Source organism: Phaeobacter sp. CECT 5382 (assembly GCF_001457775.1).
Classification (GTDB): domain Bacteria; phylum Pseudomonadota; class Alphaproteobacteria; order Rhodobacterales; family Rhodobacteraceae; genus Pseudophaeobacter.
The window spans coordinates 317,154-335,837 of record NZ_CYSG01000001.1; the positions used below are offsets into that span (position 1 = coordinate 317,154).

Here is an 18,684-nt window from a genome sequence, read left to right on the forward strand (position 1 = left end):
ATCACCGGGGCCTCTTGCCTTGAGTGCTGCGATCCGTTCTACCGCACCTGCACTTTGGCAGTGGCTCCTCCCTCTGCCCCAATCAACAACAACAAATAACAAAAGGCGCACACCCCATGCTGACCTTTACAATCAGGCGACTGATCCTGTCGGTTCCGACATTGCTGTTCATCAGTCTCGTGATTTTTCTGCTGCTCGAGCTCGCCCCGGGCGACCCGATGGCCCAGGTTCCCCTTACTGTTCCCCCTGAAGTCAAAGAAAAGATGCGCGAAGCGCTTGGCCTTGGCCAACCCGCGCCGATCCGGTTCTGGAAATGGCTGGTTCAGTTCTTCTGGATCGAACCCCAGGTGATGATCGACCATTACTTTGGCACCACATTCTCGCAGGGTGATCTGCGGGTCATCTCCTGGCAGACCCGTTCGCCAGTGATGGATATCGTCATCCAGCGCATGCCGCAGACCCTGTGGGTTGTGGGCACCGCCTATGTCGTCGCTATCATCATTGCGCTGCCTATCGGTATCTATTCCGCCTATCGCCAGTACAGCTGGTTCGACCAAATGGGGACTTTCGTCTCCATGGTGGGGTTCTCCGTGCCGCCCTTCTTTTCCGGCGTTTTGGTGATCGTGATCTTCTCGGTACAGCTGGGCTGGTTCCCGTCGATTTATGACACCACCCATGTGGTCGACAGCTGGGACAGCTTTGTCTACCAGTTGCGACAGATGATCATGCCCGTCATGGTTCTGGCCCTGCAGATTACCGCACAGCTCAGCCGTTTCATGCGGGCCTCGATGCTGGACAACCTCAACCAGGATTATGTCCGTACCGCCCGCGCCAAGGGGCTCAGCGAATATGTCGTAGTCATGGTGCATGTGCTCAGGAACTCGATGATCCCGGTGGTTACCGTGATTGCCTTGGGGATCCCTGCGATCTTTGGCGGCGCCATCATCACCGAGCAGGTATTCAAGGTGAATGGTATCGGCCAGCTGCTGATTGGTGCGATCCAAGCCAATGACCTGCCGATGGTGCAGACGCTCACCTTTATCTTTGCCGTGCTCATCGTGCTGTTCAACCTGATCGCCGATGTTCTGTATGGTATTCTAGACCCGAGGATCCGCTATGACTGATCTTAGCAATCCCATTCCCAGCAACCCGCCGCGCAGCCAGTGGCTGGATGTTTGGGACCAGTTCAAATCGCACCGCGGCGCTTTGATGGGCGGTATCCTGTTCCTGCTTATCGTGGCCTCTGTCTATCTGGGGCCGTTGATCTGGGACATTGAGGCTACCCATATTGACATCCGTGCCCGTAATCAGGGCCCCAGCTGGGCGCATCCTTTTGGCACCGACCAGCTGGGGCGCGATATGCTGGCCCGGATGATGGCCGGTGGGTCGACCTCGGTTTCGGTTGGTCTCACCGCGATGCTGCTGGCGCTGTTTCTCGGCTCTTTCATTGGCGTACTGGCTGGCTTCTTCAAGCGGCTCGACGGGCCTTTGATGCGGCTGACGGATCTGTTTCTGGCCCTGCCCTTGCTGCCTTTGCTACTGGTGATGATGCTGTTGTTCCGCGAACCGCTGAACGCCGCCTTTGGACCGGAACAGGGGATTTTCATCCTCATCGTCGGGGCCATCGGGATCACCTCCTGGATGCCAACTGCGCGGATCGTGCGCGGTGATGTTCTGGCCATCAAGGAACGCGAGTTTGTGATGGCAGCCCGCTCTATCGGCACACCAGACAACAAGCTGGTCACCCGTCACATCCTGCCCAATGTGCTGTCTCCGATCATGGTTTCAGCGACGCTGGGTATCGCGACGGCGATCATCACCGAAAGCTCGCTCTCGTTCCTGGGCCTGGGCTTTCCGCCGGATTTCCCGACCTGGGGACGGCTGCTGTTTGATGCGACTGACTATCTACAGCAATACCCCGAACGGGTGTTCTGGCCCGGCATGGCGATCTCGCTGACAGTACTGAGCGTGAACTACCTCGGTGATGGCCTACGCGATGCCTTGGATCCACGGATTCGCGGCCGTTAGAAGCGTTTCAAGATCCGGCGGCTAAAATCAGCGGATCACTGAGACATATTCAAATAAGAACATGACATTTGGCCGCTCCCTCGGGGGCGGCCACTTTGTTTTGCGCGCCAGAAGTTCAGAAAACCGCCATCCCTGTCAAACCGCCTGCAGTGGAATTATTTCCCACAACAACCAAGGCTGAGCGGCAAAGGACTCCTTGCTTTGCTGAAACCTCCCGGCCATTTCGGGAGATAATTCCAACTCCACCCTTTGCTGCACCCCTCCCAGCAAGCCACTCCACAGGAGATACCAATGTTTGAAACCTTTGGATTTGAAGACACCAGTGCTCGCGAGGTCTCTGTCCTGTTTGCCCTCGGGCTCGGGCTTGTCTTTGGCCTTCTGGCGCAGATCACCCGTTTCTGTTTCCGCCGCGCTGTGGTTGGCGAGGATCGCCGTCAGGCCGCAGGCGTCTGGGCACTGGCACTGGCAGTCTCCGTGCTTGGCACCCAGGGTTCTGTGGCCATGGGCTGGATCAATTTCGAGGGCCACCGCCTGCTTGCCTCAGACCTACCGCTGCTGGCGATTGTTCTGGGGGGCGTCATGTTCGGCACCGGCATGGTGCTGACGCGCGGCTGCATATCCCGTCTCACAGTCTTGTCCGCGACTGGCAACCTGCGCGCATTGCTCTGTGTCGGTATCTTCGCCATCATCGCCCACGCCACGCTCAAAGGTGTTCTGGCGCCGCTGCGCACCCTTGTGAGCGGCTATACCGTTCCGTTAGGCGATGCAGCCTCGCTGGCAGCCCTGCCCGGTGGTGCCCAGGTCTGGAGCCTAGCGATTGCCCTGCCCGCCCTTTGGCTGGCGCTACGGTCCGAAAACCGGGCAACAGCCCTGCTGGGCGGCGCGCTGATCGGTGCCTTGGTCCCACTGGCCTGGGTCGGCACCGGTTTTGTATTGTTTGATGAATTCGACCCCATCGCTATGGAAAGCCTGTCCTTCACAGCACCCATGACCGAAGGGCTGTTCTACGTCATCGCTGCCAGTGCAGTGCCTGCAGGGTTTGGCCCCGGCTTGATGGCAGGCGCACTTGGCGGTGCCCTGATCGCCGCACTGTTGCGCCGCGAATTCCAATGGCAGAGCTTTGAAAACCCGCGTCAAACCGGTCGCTACATGCTGGGTGCTGCCCTGATGGGGTTTGGCGGTGTTCTGGCCGGCGGCTGTACCCTTGGGGCCGGGCTCGCCGGGATTTCCACGCTCGGCGTCGCTGCACTGCTGGCGCTGACCTCCATAGGTCTGGGTGGCTGGGCCGCACACCGGCTGCTGCAAAGGCGTGCTAATGCAGCTTCTTTCGCACCCGCTGCACCGCAAGCCACACCAGCCCCACAACCGGCAGCGTGATCATCGCCGTCATCATCCCCTTGCTGATGCCCATAACATCCGCGAGGGGATACATCAGATAGGCAGCTAGCGAGACTGCGTAATAACTGATCGCCACCACCGACAGTCCTTCGACCGTGTGCTGCAACCGCAGCGCCAGATCGGCCCGGCGATCCATGCTCGCCAACAGCGCCTGGTTCTGCGCGCTGCGCTCCACATCCACACGCGTCCGTAAAAGCTCTCCGCCGCGCCGTGCCCGATCCGCCAGGGTAGCAATGCGTTTCTCGGTGGATTTCACCGTGCGCATGGCCGGCTCATAGCGGCGCAGCATGAATTCCGAAAACATCTGAAAGCCGCCATGACGCGTCTCACGCAAAAGACTGATCCGCTGGTTGACCAACGCCTCATAGGCGCCAGTGGCCCCAAAGCGAAAAGCCGATTGCGCGGCCATTGCCTCCAGCTGAGCAGAGACCTGCAGAAGCTGCGTCAGCGTCTGTTCCGCCGGAACCGTGTCCGAGGTCATCTCAGCCATCATCTCGCTCAGATAGGTGTCCAGGGCGCCAATTGTCGGCGCCAGACCGCGGGCGCGGGAAAAGCCCAGCATCGACATGGCGCGATAGGTCTCGATCTCGCAGAGCCGCGGCCCCCCGCGACCGATGCGCTGGCTGCCGGTGGTGGCATGGGCAACCCCCGCGACCCGCATATGCCCGGCCGGATCAATGCGAAAATCGCCCGCCACGACCGCGCTGTCATCGAGAACCTCGGCCACTGCCAGGCTTTCGGGTACGAACCAGTCCTGCAGTTTGGCGCGGATGTCATCGGGATCTGGTCGCGGCAGGATCCGCATCATCAGTGAGGTCACGCGCTGACCAGGGGCCTCCGTCAGCCAATCAGATGGGAAAATATCAAAATCCGCCGGATCAAAGGCGCGCTCGCTGACGCCATCGCCATAGAGCGTATAGCTGACGAATTCTGTGTGCTGTTCCCATTTCAGCGTGTAGCGCCCCAGCTGCGCCGAGTGATGCGTAGACCCTGGCTGCGGGTGTGCGGCACCGTGACGGTCCAGCAAGGCACGCAGATGCGCCAGATCCAGCGTACGGTCACGATGCACTGCTTCTTTGGGCTGTTTCACCGCCAGATAGATCACCGTGCTCGGGCTTTGCATCGCCGGAAAGGGACGTGCGTGCAGCTCGTTCGCGAGATGATAGCGCAAGGGGTGATCCTGGATCGGGGGCATGGGCGGGTCTCCAACAAAGTGGGAGTGAGCATAGCTTAATGCGCAAAATCTGTACAGAGTTCTTTTATTTCAATGCGTTAGACGAATACCTTCGTATACAATGGTCCTTTTCCGCCGGTTAGCTCAATTGGATGGCCGCATTTCATCCCAATGGCGACTTGCCCCTCCGCTTAACCAATATCTGCTGCGTGCCAAGGCAAGACGGATGGTCCTTTATAGGAAACTTCTATTGGGCACTGCCAAGCTGTTGCGTAGAGTCACAAAACAAAAGGGCGCGCCGGATCTCTCTGGCGCGCCCTTTGAATGGAATATTTCGACCTTACTGGATCAGCGTCAGTAGCTGATCGAGGCTGGCCTTGGCATCGCCATAGAACATCCGGGTGTTCTCTTTGAAGAACAGCGGATTCTCGATACCAGAGTAGCCGGTGCCCTGGCCACGCTTGGAAACAAAGACCTGCTTGGCCTTCCAGCACTCCAGAACCGGCATGCCGGCGATGGGCGAGTTGGGGTCTTCCTGTGCCGCCGGGTTGACGATGTCATTGGAGCCAATAACGATCGCTACGTCGGTTTCCGGGAAGTCCTCGTTGATCTCGTCCATTTCCATGACGATGTCATAAGGCACCTTGGCCTCGGCCAGCAGCACGTTCATGTGGCCCGGCAGACGCCCCGCAACGGGGTGGATAGCGAACCGCACGTTTTTGCCTTTGGCACGCAGGCGGCGGGTCAGCTCTGCCACGTTCTGTTGCGCCTGAGCAACCGCCATGCCGTAACCGGGGATGATGATGACACTGTCGGCTTCTTCCAGCGCGGTTGCGACACCATCGGCATCGATTGCCACCTGTTCGCCTTCGACCTCCATCTGCGGGCCGGTGGTACCACCAAAGCCGCCAAGGATCACCGAGATGAACGAGCGGTTCATCGCCTTACACATGATGTAGCTCAGGATCGCACCCGAGGAGCCAACCAGAGCCCCCACAACGATAAGCAGGTCATTGCCAAGGCTAAAGCCGATCGCGGCAGCAGCCCAGCCGGAATAGCTGTTCAGCATCGAGACCACGACAGGCATATCGGCGCCGCCGATGCCCATGATCAGGTGATAGCCAATGAACAAGGCCGCCAGGGTCATCAGCGCCAGCGGCAGCAGACCACCGGTGTTGAAGTACCAGATCAGCGAGATCAGCGACAGCGCGCCAGCGCCGGCATTCAGCATATGACCACCGGGCAGCTTGGTCGCCGCCGAGGTCAGCTTGCCTGCCAGTTTGCCATAGGCCACGACGGAGCCGGTGAAGGTCACCGCGCCGATAAAGATGCCGAGGAACAACTCAACCCGAAGGATCGAGACTTCAACGCCGTCCTTTTTGGCCAAAAGCTTGGCAAAACCTTCAAGCGCCTGTTTCTGTTCGGCGTCCATCGCCAGGACACGACCCAGCTCAACATGGGCAATCACGCCCACAAAGACCGCCGCCAGACCAACCAGCGAATGCATCGCAGCCACCAGTTCCGGCATCTGGGTCATCTGAACCCGCGTTGCCAGCTGATAACCAATGGCACCGCCGCCTGCGATCAGCAGGATCGACAGCAGCCACAGGCCCGAGCCCGGCCCGACCAAGGTTGCAAAAACCGCAAGGGCCATGCCGACAATGCCGTACCAAACCGCGCGCTTGGCGCTTTCCTGACCGGAAAGCCCACCCAGCGACAGGATGAAGAGAACAGCTGCAACCACGTAGGCAGCAGTGGTAAATCCATATTCCATCTCTGTAGCCTCCTTAAGATTTCTGGAACATGGCAAGCATGCGCCGGGTGACGAGGAAGCCACCAAAGATGTTGATACCCGCCATAAAGACCGACAGCGCCGCCAGCAGGATCACCAGGAAGCTGCCCGATCCGATCTGCATCAGGGCCCCCAGAATAATGATCGAGGAGATCGCATTGGTCACCGCCATCAACGGTGTGTGCAGGCTGTGCGCCACACCCCAGATCACCTGGAAGCCGATAAAGACCGACAGAACAAAGACGATGAAGTGCTGCATGAAGCTGGCAGGGGCCACTAGGCCAACAGCCAGCAATAGCGCACCGCCAACGGCCAGCAGGGTCACCTGCTGCTTGGTCGCCGCCTTGAAAGCCGCAACCTCTTCGGCGCGTTTTTCTTCGGGCGTCAGTTCCGGCACCACCTCTTTGGGTTTGGCAGCGATTGCAGCCACTTTAGGTGGTGGCGGCGGGAAAGTGATTTCACCACCATGGGTCACGGTGGCGCCACGGATGACGTCGTCTTCCATGTTGTGATTGATCTGGCCGTCTTTTTCAGGGGTCAGGTCGGTCATCATGTGGCGAATGTTGGTGGCATAAAGCGTCGAAGCCTGCGCCGCCATGCGCGATGGGAAGTCGGTGTAGCCGATAATGGTCACGCCATTGTCGGTCACGATCTTTTCGTCCATCATGGTGAGCTTGCAGTTGCCGCCCTTTTCCGCCGCAAGGTCGACAATGACCGAACCGGGCTTCATCGCCTGAACCATGTCTTCGGTCCAGAGCTCAGGAGCCTCGCGGTTGGGGATCAGTGCCGTGGTGATAACAATATCCACCTCGGGTGCCAATTCGCGGAACTTGGCCAGCTGGGCTTCGCGGAACTCGGGGCTGGACACAGAGGCGTAGCCACCGGTTGCCGCACCATCTGCCTGATCTTCTTCGAAGTCGAGATAGACGAACTCGGCGCCCATGCTTTCGACTTGTTCCGCCACTTCGGGACGCACGTCAAAGGCCAGGGTAATCGCGCCAAGGCTGGTCGAGGTACCGATAGCAGCCAGACCGGCCACACCAGCGCCAACCACCAGAACCTTGGCTGGGGGCACCTTGCCCGCAGCCGTGATCTGGCCGGTAAAGAAGCGACCAAAGTTGTTGCCCGCCTCAATGACCGCGCGGTAGCCCGCGATATTGGCCATCGACGACAGCGCGTCCATCTTTTGCGCCCGGCTGATACGCGGCACCATTTCCATGGCAACCACACTGGCGCCTTTGGATTTGGCCAGCTCCAGGCCTTCTTCGTTGCCACCGGGATTGAAGAAGGAGATCAGCGTCTTCTTCGAATTCAGGCGTTTCAGCTCAGCCTCGTTGGGCTGGCGCACCTTGGCGATGATGTCTGATGCCTTCCACAGCGCCGCAGCGGTCTTGATCACCTCAACCCCGGCTGCCTCGTAGGTGGCATCACTAAAGCCGGCCAGTTGCCCGGCACCGCTTTCAATGGCGCAGTCGTAACCCAGTTTCTGCAACTGACGCGCAGAATCGGGCGTCATGGCGACACGCGCCTCGCCGTTGATCACCTCTTTGGGTGTTCCAATTTTCACCTTGTCGGTCCCCCTCGTCTCGCCCGTGCCGACATCGGCCGGGTTCGGATCGCAAATATTCTAGCTATATTGCGCAACATCTTTGCGCAAGCGTTTCGCTGCGTCGCCGCATTTCACTGCCGCGTTGCCGCATTTCTGCACCAGTCAACGCAATGGAAGCCGATTTTGCAACCACTTCCCTGCGTGACCTGTTTGTCGCCAACCTGTCTGCAGGCGTTCCACGGCTTCTAGAGCCTGCGGCCAAAGCCGGTCTTACAGCCATCGGCGCACCTTTGCTTCGTATCTGGCCCAGTCCGCCCGGAACGTGCGTCGCATTCTGTCCTCTTCCCCGATGATAAAGCGCTTTTCCAGCACCCAGGTCAGGATCGGGATCAGTGGCAGGCAGAGAACTGCATCAAAACGCAGGATCAACCCGGCCAGGATCAGGACATCGCCGAGATAAATCGGATTGCGGCTGCGGGTGAAAATCCCTGACTGAACCAGCTGTGACGGAGTTTCATGTGGCATGATCGTTGTTTTCTGACGACGCATTTCGGTCAGGGCCAAAAGCATCAGCACCAGACCACCGCCAACCAGAAGCCCGCCCAGAAGATCCGCCCAGATCTCTCCAAACCCCAGTCCAAACGGCAGATATGTCGCCTGCGCCCAGGCTAGGGCAACACAGGCACCAAGCCAGACTGGTGGGATATCAATCCATTTCATTCGAGCATTCTCTCTATCAGGCTACAAACTTTGGCCAACAGGACCGCAAATCAGAGGTTTCGTGCTACAGGTTTTGCACCGCTGCACCTTTTCCGGATCAGCCAACAAGGTCCAGATCCCATAGGGACCTGGCGAGAGACTGACAAAAGAAAAGGACGAAACACCTATGCATTCCCGACAATTCACGACTCTGTTCCGACCCGCAACGTACCGCGCGCCTTCTGCGACAAAATGAGCCCCTTACGGCGTCAATGCTATACTTCTGTCGGAAATGTTACTCCCACTCCATTTCCTCATATACGCGGCCGGCATTCTTGGTCGCCAGCTCATCAAAGGTGTCGAGACGACGCCACTGATCCTGATCGACATAATAGGCCTCAGCGAGATCACCGCCGTCCTCAATATGGGCACCGATCTTGGCCCGCAGATCCGTCAGATAATCCAGCGTATAGCGCCGGACCTGGGCCAGATTGGTGGGATGGCCGTGACCCGGCACCAGATAGGTCGGGTTCATCGGTTCCAGCTTTTCAACCCAAGTCTCGATCCAGCAGCTGGTGCAGGTATGGGGAAAGATTGGCAACATGCGTTCGTGAAAGGCAATATCGCCGGCAATCATCATTTTCCATTCGGGAATCCAGACCTGCAGATCACCGGGATCATGGGCAGGTCCCAGATGCAGCACCTCGATCTTGACCCCGCCCAGCGTCAGGTCATATCGATCCTCAAAGCTGAGGTTAGCATGCTCAATACGCGTGTCGCCTGCCCGGTCCTTGTTGTAGCTCTGCATTCGCTGAAGAATGAAATCGCCGTTCTTTTTGGTTTCGGCAATGGCGTCGGCATGGGCCAACACATCAACGCCCAGGTCGCGCCAATAGCCATTGCCCAGCATGGCGTGACCCTGACCGTTTTCATTGATCACCAGCACAACAGGTTGATCCGTTTGCGCTTTGATCTCGGCATGCAAGGCCGCGGCCAGCGCATCTGATGCGCCTGCATTCACCACCACAACGCCTGCATCCGTCACGATGAACGACAGGTTGTTGTTGTGCCCTGCGTTTTCATATCGAGGAGGTGCCGTAGCGCCGATGGCGGAAAACACATGCGGGATCACCTCAACCGGCTTTGAATAGAGCTCTGACTGGGGGTACTGGTCTGCGATATCATCACTGGCGGTGGTCGCGGTTGCGATGGCTGTCGTGGCCAGTGCGAGGGCTATCCTCTGTGTAATCGATGCAAAATTCATTCCTGCCTCCCAGATCATTCATGCAATTTTCGCCATAACTATTCACACTTGCGAATATGATTGTAAATCCCCCATCGCTGCCACTGCCTCTGGCTGTGACGGAACGGCGCGCTTGCGCCTTGCCCTGCCCCGGATAGGCTGGCGCAAAACGGGAGGAAAGAACAATGAACCTGACAGGAAAGCATGCTTTGGTCACCGGCGGCGGCACCGGCATCGGCCTGGCCATCGCTAAAGCATTGGCCGATCAGGGCGCCAAGGTGACCATCACCGGGCGCCGCCAGGAGGTGCTGGAAGAGGTCGCAACCGAAGGCCTGTTTCCGATGGCCATGGATGTGCGCGACGAAGCCGATGTGGTGGCCAAGATCGAAGCCGCCGTGAACGAACGCGGCCCCATTCAGATCTGTGTCGCCAATGCTGGCGTCGCCGAAGGCAAAGCCCTGCACAAGACCTCGATGGAGTTCTGGCGCAACATGATGGCAACCAATCTGGACGGCGCGTTTCTGACCATTCGCGAATGTCTGAAATCGATGCATCAGACCGACTGGGGCCGGGTCATCACCGTGGCCTCGATCGCCGGGCTGCGCGGATTGAAAGGCGGCGCCTGCTACAGTGCCAGCAAACACGGCATGATTGGTCTCACCCGCGCGCTGAGCGAAGACTACATGGGCACCGCTTTCACCGTGAATGCCATCTGCCCGGGCTATGTCGACACCCCGATTGTGGATCGCAACATCTCCTCGATCGCGACCCGCGCTGGCATCAGTGAAGATGAAGCGCTGAAGGTCATGGTCAATGCCAACCGCCACCAGCGCCTGATTGAACCCGAAGAGGTCTCAGCTGCAGCGCTTTGGCTGTGCGGTCCCGGATCGCAGTCGATCAACGGCCAGACCATCGAAATTGCAGGTGGGCAAACCTGATGAACCGGGCGGAATTCAACCAGTTCTGCGCCACATTCCAAGCGGCGGAGCATGTGGTGCAATGGGGCAATTCCGATGTCTGGAAAGCAGGCGGCAAGCTCTTTGCCGTCTGCGGCTGGGCCGATGGTGACGACGCCTTTACCTTCAAGGCAGGCGAGATCGCCTATGAGGTCCTGCAATCACGCCCAGGGGTGCGCCCCGCCCCCTATCTCGCCTCACGCGGGATGAAATGGCTGCAGCAATACGCCGATGATGGCCTGACAGACGAAGAGCTGCGCGACTGCATCACTCTCTCCTATCAGATGGTAACGGCGGGACTTTCCAAAAAGAAGCGGGTTGAACTGGGCATTCCCGACCCGGTGTCAAACACTTAGAACGTCGTATCAGGCACTGGACAGGCCTGCGCGGATCGGATACGAAATATCAAAAGCTTTAAGCTTGAAGTAAATGCACGACCCAGCGAGGCTCTCATGACTGATTTTGCTGCCACCAAGGCAATGTTCGACCTGCCTGAGGGGATGATCTATCTCGATGGCAACTCTCTTGGCCCCCTGCCCAAGGCCGCCAAGGATCGTGTTGCCTCGATGATCGAGGACGAATGGGGCAAGATGCTGATCACCGGCTGGAACAAGGCTGGCTGGATGCAGAAGCCCACATCGGTCGGCGACCGTATTGGGCGGCTGATCGGGGCCGAAGCGGGCCATGTGGTGATGGGCGACACCCTATCGATCAAGGTCTATCAGGCCGTCGCTTCGGCACTGGAGCTAAACCCCGGCCGCCGAGTGGTCCTGTCGGACAACGGCAACTTTCCCTCAGACCTCTATATCGTGCAGGGGCTGCTGAAATCGCTTGGCGATGATTATGAGCTGCGGGTGGTGAACCCCGAGGATGTCGCCAACAATATCACCGATGACCTTGCCGTGCTGATGCTCACCGAAGTCGACTACCGGTCGGGACGCAGGCACGACATGAAGGCCCTGACCGAGCTGGCCCATGCCAAAGGCGTGGTCACAGTCTGGGATCTGGCCCATTCCGCAGGCGCGCTGCCGGTCGATCTGGCTGGCTGCAAGGTGGATTTTGCGGTGGGCTGTTCTTATAAGTATCTCAACTCTGGTCCCGGCGGCCCGGCCTTCATCTATGTGGCACCCCGCCACGTCGATACTGCACGTCCGGCGCTGTCTGGTTGGCTAGGGCATGAAGCCCCTTTTGCTTTTGATCTGGACTACCGCCCCGGCACTGGCATCGAACGCATGCGCGTCGGCACCCCGCCTGTCATCCAATTGGCCGCGCTTGAGGCCTCGATGGATATCTGGGATCAGGTTGAGATGGCGGATGTCCGGGCCAAATCCATTGCCCTGTGTGATCGCTTCATTGCTGGGGTCGAGGCAAAATGCCCGGAACTGACGCTGGCCTCCCCCCGGGATGGCACTGCGCGCGGCAGCCAGGTCTCTTTTGCCTTTGAAAATGGCTATGCTGCGATGCAGGCCGTGATTGCCCGCGGCGTGATCGGCGATTTCCGCGCGCCTGACATTATGCGCTTTGGCTTTACCCCGCTGTATATCGACGAGGCAGACGTGGACGGCGCGGTCGAAATTATCGCCGACGTGATGAACAACCGCCTATGGGACCGCCCCGAATATAAAATCCGCGCGGCCGTGACCTGATGAGCTGTCTTGGCACAAAGGCCTTGCCCCTGTGCCGGCCCTTTGGCTGGGTAGCGCAGTGGCGCCGCCTGGCCCAAAGTGGTGCGTTGAATAAAAGGATCTCCACCTTTCCCTGAACACGATAATATCTAGGAAAAGGAGGGATCCGATGAGCGATTCCAAGACCCCAAACTGCCCTTTCAATCCGGCTGACGATGGCGCCCAGATGGATTTTGACGGGCGTATGTCCTATGGTGACTACCTGTCGCTGGACATGTTGCTGACGTCCCAGAAGACCTGGAGCGACACTCATGATGAGATGCTTTTCATCATCCAACACCAGACCTCTGAGCTATGGATGCGGCTGGCCATTCACGAATTGCAGGCCGCCCGTGCACGGTTGATCGCAGGTGAATTTCGTCAGGCCTTCAAAATGCTGGCACGGGTGGCGCGCATTTTTGAACAGCTGAATTCGGCCTGGGACGTGCTGCGCACCATGACGCCGTCGGATTATACCGCGTTCCGCGACGCCCTGGGGCAAAGTTCGGGGTTTCAATCACATCAGTACCGGCAGATTGAATTCATGCTGGGCAACCGCAACAAGGCGATGCTGAAACCGCATGCACACCGCCCCGATCTGGTGGCCCTGCTTGAGAATGAACTCGCCCAGCCGTCGCTTTATGATGTCGCACTACAGGCTCTGCATCAGAGCTTTGCCCTCCCCGAGGAGGTCATCACCCGCGATCTATCTGCGGCCTATCAGGCCAGTGATGCGGTAGAGGCCGCCTGGTCCGAAGTCTACCGCGCCCCTGAGGCCCATTGGGAGCTGTATGAGCTGGCGGAAAAACTGGTGGATTTCGAGGATTACTTCCGCCGCTGGCGCTTTAATCACGTGACCACCGTCGAACGGGTCATCGGCTTCAAACGCGGCACCGGTGGCACCGGCGGGGTGAACTACCTGAAACGCATGCTGGAGGTGGAACTGTTTCCTGAACTCTGGCACCTGCGCACAACACTCTAGCCTCACACAGATATAACGGCGGGCTCCCGCCCGTCTTTCGGCATTGGAAATGCCACATCCCGTTGGGCCCGGCGCCGCGTTTCACGCGGCGCGGCAGCTCTTTCAGTCAAACTTGGCCGTAACAGAAAACGGGGCCAAATAAGACCAAATAAGAAATGGGCCCCTTTTCCGGTTCACAGTCGGGTTTCCCAAAAAGGCCTAGAGCTGCAATGCCTGCGCACAAAGTGCAGCATAGTCTTGCACACCACGACGGTAGGTCTCAAAGCTCTGGGAGGTATGTTTCACCCCTTTCAGACAAGCGCAGAACAGGCGGGCCATGTCGCACGCCTCGCCGCTCAGGCGCAGACGTCCCTGCGCGGCCTCATCGGCCAACCAATCTGTGTAAAGATCACGAAGGCTTGCTTCACCGGCCTCAATCGCCTCACCCGCCACGCTCATACTGGCCTCAAACAACTCCATCCCATGCGCCGAAGTCATCATCGCCTCCATGGTTTCGCCACCATGTGCGGCAAAGGCACGCGCGAGCTTTTGCGACAGCGCGCCGTCGACCTGCAAAGCAGCAGTGATCTCGGCACGGGCGGTGGCATAATAGCCTTCGACCAGGGCGCGAAAAATCGCCTCCTTGTTTTTGAAATGCAGATAGAGCGCCGGGCGTGACATGCCCGCACCGCGCGCTATGTCATCCATTGAGGTCTTGCGAAACCCATAGGCGGAAAAACCCTCCCAGGCGGCCTGAAGGATGATTTGAGTTTTTGGATCGGGATTTGCGGTGCTCATATCTCCATCTGACACTTTGGGTGAAAAATGTCAATTGACGCGCTGACATATTTCGTGCATTTTGTCACAACTCAAAATGCATGACTCAAAATATTCCAGCCCCAGTCGGACCCAGCAAAAAGGCCAGTTCCATGTCGAAAACCCTCCGCATCAATGGAAAACCACATCAGGTGGATCTGCCCGACGATGTGCCCCTGCTGTGGGTGCTGCGCGATGAGATCGGCCTGACCGGCACCAAATTCGGCTGCGGCGTCGCTGCCTGTGGTGCTTGCACCGTGCAAGTGAACGGCGAGGCCATCCGATCCTGCCAGCTGCCGCTTGGCGATGTTGAGGGCGACATCACCACCATCGAAGGTCTCGGCACGCCAGACAATATGGCAGCAATCCAATCGGCCTGGGTCGAACACCAGGTCGCGCAATGCGGCTACTGTCAGTCAGGTCAAATCATGCAGGCGGCCAGCCTTCTGGCGGAAAACCCCACGCCAAGCGACGCGGACATCGACGAGGCGATGCAGGGGAACCTTTGCCGCTGTGGCACCTACCCCCGTATCCGCGCCGCCATCCATTCCGCCGCCAAAATGATGCAGGAGGCGTGATCCGATGGCCAGCTTGAAAAAAATTGCCCGCCGCAGCTTTCTGGTCGGTTCTGCCGCCATTCTGGGCGGGGTCGCCTTTGGCACCTACAAATATCACCAGCCCGCTCCCAACCCGCTGGAGCCCGGTGCGGGCAAAGCGGTGCTCAATCCCTTTGTGTTTTTGGACCAGTCAGGAGTCACCCTGATTGCCCCCCGCGCCGAGATGGGACAGGGCGTGCGCACCTCCTGGGCGGCGCTGATCGCCGAAGAACTGGATGTGGATCCGAATGCGGTGAACGTGATCCACGGCCCCGCCGCCAAGGCCTATTACAACAGTGCCATGATGGCCGAAGCCCTGCCCGGGCGCGGCTACAACGCCAGCGATTTCCAGCACTCATTGGGACAGGTTGTCGGCAATTTCTCCAAGTTCCTGGATCTGCAGGTCACAGGTGGTTCCTCCTCGATGAAGGACGGGTTTGAGCGCATGCGCCGCGCTGGCGCCTCTGCGCGCGAAACCCTGAAAGAGGCGGCCGCTCAAAAACTGGGTGTGTCGCGTGCCCTGCTTGAAACAAAAGACGGGCATGTGCTGGCCCCCGGTGGTGTGACGCTATCTTATGCTGAGCTCGCTGTTGAAGCTGCAGGCATTGCCCCGCAAGAGGTTGAGCTGCGCCCTGCCGCGCAGTGGAAATACATCGGCAAGACCGTGCCGCGCATTGACATGGTGGCCAAGGTCACTGGTACCGCTGGATTTGGTGTGGACACCCGCATCCCAGGTATGAAATTTGCCGCCATCAAGCAGAACCCACATTTTGGTGCGGGCATGCGCAGCTTTGACGCTTCAGCGGCCGAAGCCATGGCCGGGGTGGAACAGATCCTTGATCTGGGTGACGCGGTTGCGGTTGTCGGCAGCAATACCTGGCTGGCGCAACAGGCTGTGAATGCGATCACAGTCGACTGGGAGCCTGCGAGCTATCCGCAAACCACCGAAGGACTGTTTGCAGAGATCGCCGCCAGCTTTGACGGCTCTGCCAATTCAACCCTGCGTGACGATGGCGATGTGGACGACCTGCCCGAAGGGGCCGAGGTGATTGAGGCCGAATACCAGCTGCCCTATCTGGCCCATGCCACCATGGAGCCGATGAATGCCACGGCCCTGTATACTGGGGACGCACTGGAAATATGGGCCCCTAATCAGGGCCCGACCGTGGTACAGAAATCCGCCGCAGAGCTAGCCGGTCTGGAAACTGAGGCAGTCACGGTCCACACCACCTATCTGGGCGGCGGTTTTGGTCGCCGGATCGAGGTGGACTACGCTGATCGCGCCGTTCAGATCGCCCGGCAGATGAAAGGCACGCCGGTGCAGCTCACCTGGTCGCGCGAAGAAGACATGCGCCATGACTTTTACCGCCCCGGTGCCATCGGCCGCTATCGCGCTGCGATCAAGGATGGCAAGGCAGTGATGGTACACGGCAAGATCGCCGCGCAATCCACCACACAGGAAGGCGCTGGCCGCATGTTGGGACTGCCGATGTCAGGCCCTGACAAGGGTCATGTGGACGCCGCCTTTAACCAGCCGCTGGCAATCCCCAATTTCCGCGTCGAAGGTTATATCACCAAGCCGATGATCCCGGTGGGGTTCTGGCGGTCGGTTGCAGCCTCGTTCAACGGTTTCTTCTCGGACAGTATCATCGACGAGATGGCCCATAAGGCCGGGCGCGACCCGCTGGAGTTCCGGCTGGAGCTGGCCCGTGCCGAATGGGAGCCGGGTGCGAAGGTTCTTGAAACCGTGCGCGATATGTCCGGCTGGAGCGGCAAAACACCCGAGGGCATCGGCCGCGGTGTCGCCTTTGTCTATAGTTTTGGCACCCCGGTGGCGCAGGTCATCGAGGTGGCGGATCAGGACGGGCAGATTGCCATCAAGAACGCCTGGATTGCCGCTGATTTGGGCACTGCTGTGGATCCGCGCAATGTCGAGGCACAGCTGTTCAGCGGCCTTGCCTATGGGCTTTCGGCGGCCTGCTTTGGCGAGATCACCTTTGACGGTGGCGCGGTGCAGCAGGAAAACTTCCCTGACTATGACGCCATCCGCATGCCCAGCATGCCACGGGTCGAAGTCGCCGTGCTGCAGGAGCAAAAACACATGGGCGGCGCAGGGGAGCCCGGCACGCCGCCAGCAGCCCCCGCACTGGCAAATGCGATCTTTGACCTCACAGGCACACGCGCACGCCGCCTGCCCCTGATGCATGACTTCGATCTGCTGAGCTAAGTCAGCGCCCAGCCTTGCGTCATCCCTATCACAACGCAAAAGGCCACCCCATCGGGTGGCCTTTTTGTATCGCTTCAGTTTTATCAGAACATCAGGCGGTTTTCTGCAAGCCCTGCGCAGGGCGTTCGCCTGCGGCCCAGGCATGCACGGCGGCGCCAAAGGCCTGAAACAGAGGACGACTGACCGGATCATTTGCGGCGTCCCATTCGGGATGCCACTGCACCGCAAGGGTAAATCCGGGCGCGTCCTTGACATAGATCGCCTCCGGTGTGCCATCCGGGGCTTCACCATCAATAACAATGCTTTGGCCCGGCGTTTTGATGCCCTGCCCGTGCAGCGTATTGGTCATCACCTCATCCGCGCCAAACAGCTGATGAAACACTCCGCCTGTGGTCATTTTCACCAAATGGCGCAAAGCAAATTTTTCTTCCAGCGTGCCATCCGGCGGCATGCGGTGATTCATGCGCCCCGGAAGATCACGGATTTCCGGATAAAGCGTGCCGCCCATCGCCACATTCACTTCTTGAAAGCCGCGGCAGATACCCAGAAACGGTTGGCCGCGCTGCACGCAGGCTCGCACGAGCGGTAGGGCAATAGCATCGCGGGCCCGGTCAAAGGCGCCGTGGGCTTCGGTTTCCGCCTCGCCATATTCATTGGGGTGCACATTGGGTCGCCCGCCGGTCAGCAAAAAGCCGTCAAAGGTCTCAAGAAGCTCATCAACTGACAAAAACCGCGGATCTGAGGGGATCAGCAAGGGCATGCAATCAGCAACCTCGGCCACGGCTTCGGAATTCATCGTGCCGCCGGCATGGGCCGGGTATTGATCGTTGATCAGATAGGAATTGCCGATAATGCCGACTTTGGGACGCGCCATGGGGACTCCGGATATGAATTGGACCCTGTAAAACTAAGCGCTCCGCATGGATCTCGCAACAGCCGAGCAGTGCGACAGGTGCGCAGGCGACTGTTCAGCCCTGCACATCCTAGCGTCACTTTGCCCGGATATGCAGCTCGTGCACAAAGAACACGCAAACAAAAGGAGCGCCAAGGGTCTTGGCACTCCTCAATCGTATGGGATAGACTGCAGCCATCACCGCGCCGCGGTCAGGTTTTTCAGCCAGATTTCTCCGGTTAGATTTCTCCGGTCAGGCCAACCGCATCAATGCCAGCCATGGCCGCGATGGCATCATTGTCCGAACTGTCGCCAGTGACCCCAACAGCGCCAATCACAGCACCTTTTTTGTCACGCAGCAACACGCCTCCGGGAACCGGGATCACCTGACCGCCATAGACACCGTTCACGGCTGCCATGAAGTAGGCCTGATTTTCAGCCCGTGCCATCTGGGCGGTGCCCGCCATGCCCAGCATCACTGCGCCGTAGGCCTTGCCATGGGCAATGGCAAACCTACCCGGGGCAGCACCATCTTCGCGTTCAAAGGCCTGCACATGGCCGCCGGCATCCAGCACCACGACCGAAAGCGGTTTCAACTCCATCTCGCGGCCCTTTTCCAGAGCTTTGCGAATGATGGTGCGTGCGCGTCTGAGGGAAACTGTCATGATCTTATCCTTCTGTCTTATCTT

Annotated in this window: 17 protein-coding genes; 9 read left to right on the forward strand and 8 right to left on the reverse strand. The window is 59.1% G+C overall.

Going from position 1 to position 18,684, the window contains the following annotated elements:
- The first annotated feature begins 116 nt into the window (after positions 1 to 116).
- The 3 genes from PH5382_RS01490 (at position 117) to PH5382_RS01500 (ending at position 3,405) form a co-directional block, all read left to right on the forward strand.
- Positions 117 to 1,124 (forward strand): ABC transporter permease, encoded by a 1,008-nt coding sequence (locus PH5382_RS01490; RefSeq protein ID WP_058332562.1) that lies wholly within the window; start codon positions 117 to 119, stop codon positions 1,122 to 1,124.
- Complete coding sequence (locus tag PH5382_RS01495; protein WP_058332563.1) at positions 1,117 to 2,028, forward strand: ABC transporter permease; 912 nt, start codon at positions 1,117 to 1,119, stop codon at positions 2,026 to 2,028. The genes PH5382_RS01490 and PH5382_RS01495 overlap by 8 nt, the downstream gene beginning before the upstream one ends.
- A gap of 291 nt (positions 2,029 to 2,319) precedes the next feature.
- Positions 2,320 to 3,405: a YeeE/YedE family protein gene (locus PH5382_RS01500; protein WP_058332564.1), complete on the forward strand. Its 1,086-nt coding sequence runs from the start codon at positions 2,320 to 2,322 to the stop codon at positions 3,403 to 3,405.
- On the opposite strand, the gene PH5382_RS01505 is transcribed toward PH5382_RS01500, so the two are convergent.
- From PH5382_RS01505 to PH5382_RS01525, 5 genes are all read right to left on the reverse strand, one after another.
- Entirely contained in the window at positions 3,341 to 4,621 is a 1,281-nt protein-coding gene (locus tag PH5382_RS01505; RefSeq protein ID WP_058332565.1) for a DUF3422 family protein, read from the reverse strand. The two genes, PH5382_RS01500 and PH5382_RS01505, sit on opposite strands and share 65 nt — an antisense overlap.
- 319 nt (positions 4,622 to 4,940) lie before the next feature.
- The gene (locus PH5382_RS01510) at positions 4,941 to 6,374 is read right to left on the reverse strand and encodes an NAD(P)(+) transhydrogenase (Re/Si-specific) subunit beta (RefSeq protein ID WP_058332566.1); all 1,434 of its coding nucleotides are present in this window, start codon (positions 6,372 to 6,374) and stop codon (positions 4,941 to 4,943) included.
- A 13-nt stretch (positions 6,375 to 6,387) separates the two neighbouring features.
- The gene (locus PH5382_RS01515; protein WP_058332567.1) at positions 6,388 to 7,959 is read right to left on the reverse strand and encodes a Re/Si-specific NAD(P)(+) transhydrogenase subunit alpha; all 1,572 of its coding nucleotides are present in this window, start codon (positions 7,957 to 7,959) and stop codon (positions 6,388 to 6,390) included.
- 252 nt (positions 7,960 to 8,211) lie between these two features.
- The gene (locus PH5382_RS01520) at positions 8,212 to 8,661 is read right to left on the reverse strand and encodes a methyltransferase family protein (protein WP_058332568.1); all 450 of its coding nucleotides are present in this window, start codon (positions 8,659 to 8,661) and stop codon (positions 8,212 to 8,214) included.
- A gap of 274 nt (positions 8,662 to 8,935) precedes the next feature.
- Positions 8,936 to 9,904, reverse strand: coding sequence for an MBL fold metallo-hydrolase (locus PH5382_RS01525; RefSeq protein ID WP_058332668.1), 969 nt, complete (start codon positions 9,902 to 9,904; stop codon positions 8,936 to 8,938).
- A 164-nt stretch (positions 9,905 to 10,068) separates the two neighbouring features.
- On the opposite strand from PH5382_RS01525, the gene PH5382_RS01530 reads away from it, so the two are divergent.
- From PH5382_RS01530 to kynA, 4 genes are all read left to right on the forward strand, one after another.
- Positions 10,069 to 10,821 carry an SDR family NAD(P)-dependent oxidoreductase gene (locus PH5382_RS01530; RefSeq protein WP_058332569.1) on the forward strand — a complete coding sequence of 251 codons (753 nt, stop codon included), beginning with the start codon at positions 10,069 to 10,071 and terminating at the stop codon, positions 10,819 to 10,821.
- Positions 10,821 to 11,195: an MmcQ/YjbR family DNA-binding protein gene (locus tag PH5382_RS01535; RefSeq protein ID WP_058332570.1), complete on the forward strand. Its 375-nt coding sequence runs from the start codon at positions 10,821 to 10,823 to the stop codon at positions 11,193 to 11,195. The genes PH5382_RS01530 and PH5382_RS01535 overlap by 1 nt, the downstream gene beginning before the upstream one ends.
- 96 nt (positions 11,196 to 11,291) lie before the next feature.
- Complete coding sequence (gene kynU, locus PH5382_RS01540) at positions 11,292 to 12,485, forward strand: kynureninase (RefSeq protein WP_058332571.1); 1,194 nt, start codon at positions 11,292 to 11,294, stop codon at positions 12,483 to 12,485.
- A 148-nt stretch (positions 12,486 to 12,633) separates the two neighbouring features.
- The gene (kynA, locus tag PH5382_RS01545) at positions 12,634 to 13,485 is read left to right on the forward strand and encodes a tryptophan 2,3-dioxygenase (RefSeq protein ID WP_058332572.1); all 852 of its coding nucleotides are present in this window, start codon (positions 12,634 to 12,636) and stop codon (positions 13,483 to 13,485) included.
- 198 nt (positions 13,486 to 13,683) lie between these two features.
- On the opposite strand, the gene PH5382_RS01550 is transcribed toward kynA, so the two are convergent.
- The gene (locus tag PH5382_RS01550) at positions 13,684 to 14,262 is read right to left on the reverse strand and encodes a TetR/AcrR family transcriptional regulator (protein ID WP_058332573.1); all 579 of its coding nucleotides are present in this window, start codon (positions 14,260 to 14,262) and stop codon (positions 13,684 to 13,686) included.
- A gap of 131 nt (positions 14,263 to 14,393) precedes the next feature.
- Between PH5382_RS01550 and PH5382_RS01555 the strand changes: the two genes are divergently transcribed.
- Positions 14,394 to 14,858 carry a (2Fe-2S)-binding protein gene (locus PH5382_RS01555; protein WP_058332574.1) on the forward strand — a complete coding sequence of 155 codons (465 nt, stop codon included), beginning with the start codon at positions 14,394 to 14,396 and terminating at the stop codon, positions 14,856 to 14,858.
- A 4-nt stretch (positions 14,859 to 14,862) separates the two neighbouring features.
- Positions 14,863 to 17,103 carry a xanthine dehydrogenase family protein molybdopterin-binding subunit gene (locus tag PH5382_RS01560; protein WP_058332575.1) on the forward strand — a complete coding sequence of 747 codons (2,241 nt, stop codon included), beginning with the start codon at positions 14,863 to 14,865 and terminating at the stop codon, positions 17,101 to 17,103.
- 91 nt (positions 17,104 to 17,194) lie between these two features.
- Here the strand turns inward: PH5382_RS01560 and PH5382_RS01565 are convergent, their stop codons facing one another.
- Together PH5382_RS01565 and PH5382_RS01570 are read right to left on the reverse strand one after the other, a co-directional pair.
- On the reverse strand, positions 17,195 to 17,977 hold the full coding sequence (locus PH5382_RS01565; RefSeq protein WP_058332576.1) for a gamma-glutamyl-gamma-aminobutyrate hydrolase family protein: 783 nt from the start codon (positions 17,975 to 17,977) through the stop codon (positions 17,195 to 17,197).
- Between the two features lie 257 nt (positions 17,978 to 18,234).
- Complete coding sequence (locus tag PH5382_RS01570; RefSeq protein ID WP_058332577.1) at positions 18,235 to 18,660, reverse strand: GlcG/HbpS family heme-binding protein; 426 nt, start codon at positions 18,658 to 18,660, stop codon at positions 18,235 to 18,237.
- Between the last annotated feature and the right edge of the window lie 24 nt (positions 18,661 to 18,684).

Excerpts from the sequence above, each read along its gene's own strand:
- PH5382_RS01490 (WP_058332562.1), top strand. The coding sequence starts at position 117 with ATGCTGACCTTTACAATCAGGCGACTGATCCTGTCGGTTCCGACATTG.
- PH5382_RS01495 (WP_058332563.1), top strand. The coding sequence starts at position 1,117 with ATGACTGATCTTAGCAATCCCATTCCCAGCAACCCGCCGCGCAGCCAG.
- PH5382_RS01500 (WP_058332564.1), top strand. The coding sequence starts at position 2,320 with ATGTTTGAAACCTTTGGATTTGAAGACACCAGTGCTCGCGAGGTCTCT.
- PH5382_RS01505 (WP_058332565.1), bottom strand. The coding sequence starts at position 4,621 with ATGCCCCCGATCCAGGATCACCCCTTGCGCTATCATCTCGCGAACGAG.
- PH5382_RS01510 (WP_058332566.1), bottom strand. The coding sequence starts at position 6,374 with ATGGAATATGGATTTACCACTGCTGCCTACGTGGTTGCAGCTGTTCTC.
- PH5382_RS01520 (WP_058332568.1), bottom strand. The coding sequence starts at position 8,661 with ATGAAATGGATTGATATCCCACCAGTCTGGCTTGGTGCCTGTGTTGCC.
- PH5382_RS01525 (WP_058332668.1), bottom strand. The coding sequence starts at position 9,904 with ATGAATTTTGCATCGATTACACAGAGGATAGCCCTCGCACTGGCCACG.
- PH5382_RS01530 (WP_058332569.1), top strand. The coding sequence starts at position 10,069 with ATGAACCTGACAGGAAAGCATGCTTTGGTCACCGGCGGCGGCACCGGC.
- PH5382_RS01535 (WP_058332570.1), top strand. The coding sequence starts at position 10,821 with ATGAACCGGGCGGAATTCAACCAGTTCTGCGCCACATTCCAAGCGGCG.
- kynU (WP_058332571.1), top strand. The coding sequence starts at position 11,292 with ATGACTGATTTTGCTGCCACCAAGGCAATGTTCGACCTGCCTGAGGGG.
- kynA (WP_058332572.1), top strand. The coding sequence starts at position 12,634 with ATGAGCGATTCCAAGACCCCAAACTGCCCTTTCAATCCGGCTGACGAT.
- PH5382_RS01550 (WP_058332573.1), bottom strand. The coding sequence starts at position 14,262 with ATGAGCACCGCAAATCCCGATCCAAAAACTCAAATCATCCTTCAGGCC.
- PH5382_RS01555 (WP_058332574.1), top strand. The coding sequence starts at position 14,394 with ATGTCGAAAACCCTCCGCATCAATGGAAAACCACATCAGGTGGATCTG.
- PH5382_RS01560 (WP_058332575.1), top strand. The coding sequence starts at position 14,863 with ATGGCCAGCTTGAAAAAAATTGCCCGCCGCAGCTTTCTGGTCGGTTCT.
- PH5382_RS01565 (WP_058332576.1), bottom strand. The coding sequence starts at position 17,977 with ATGGCGCGTCCCAAAGTCGGCATTATCGGCAATTCCTATCTGATCAAC.
- PH5382_RS01570 (WP_058332577.1), bottom strand. The coding sequence starts at position 18,660 with ATGACAGTTTCCCTCAGACGCGCACGCACCATCATTCGCAAAGCTCTG.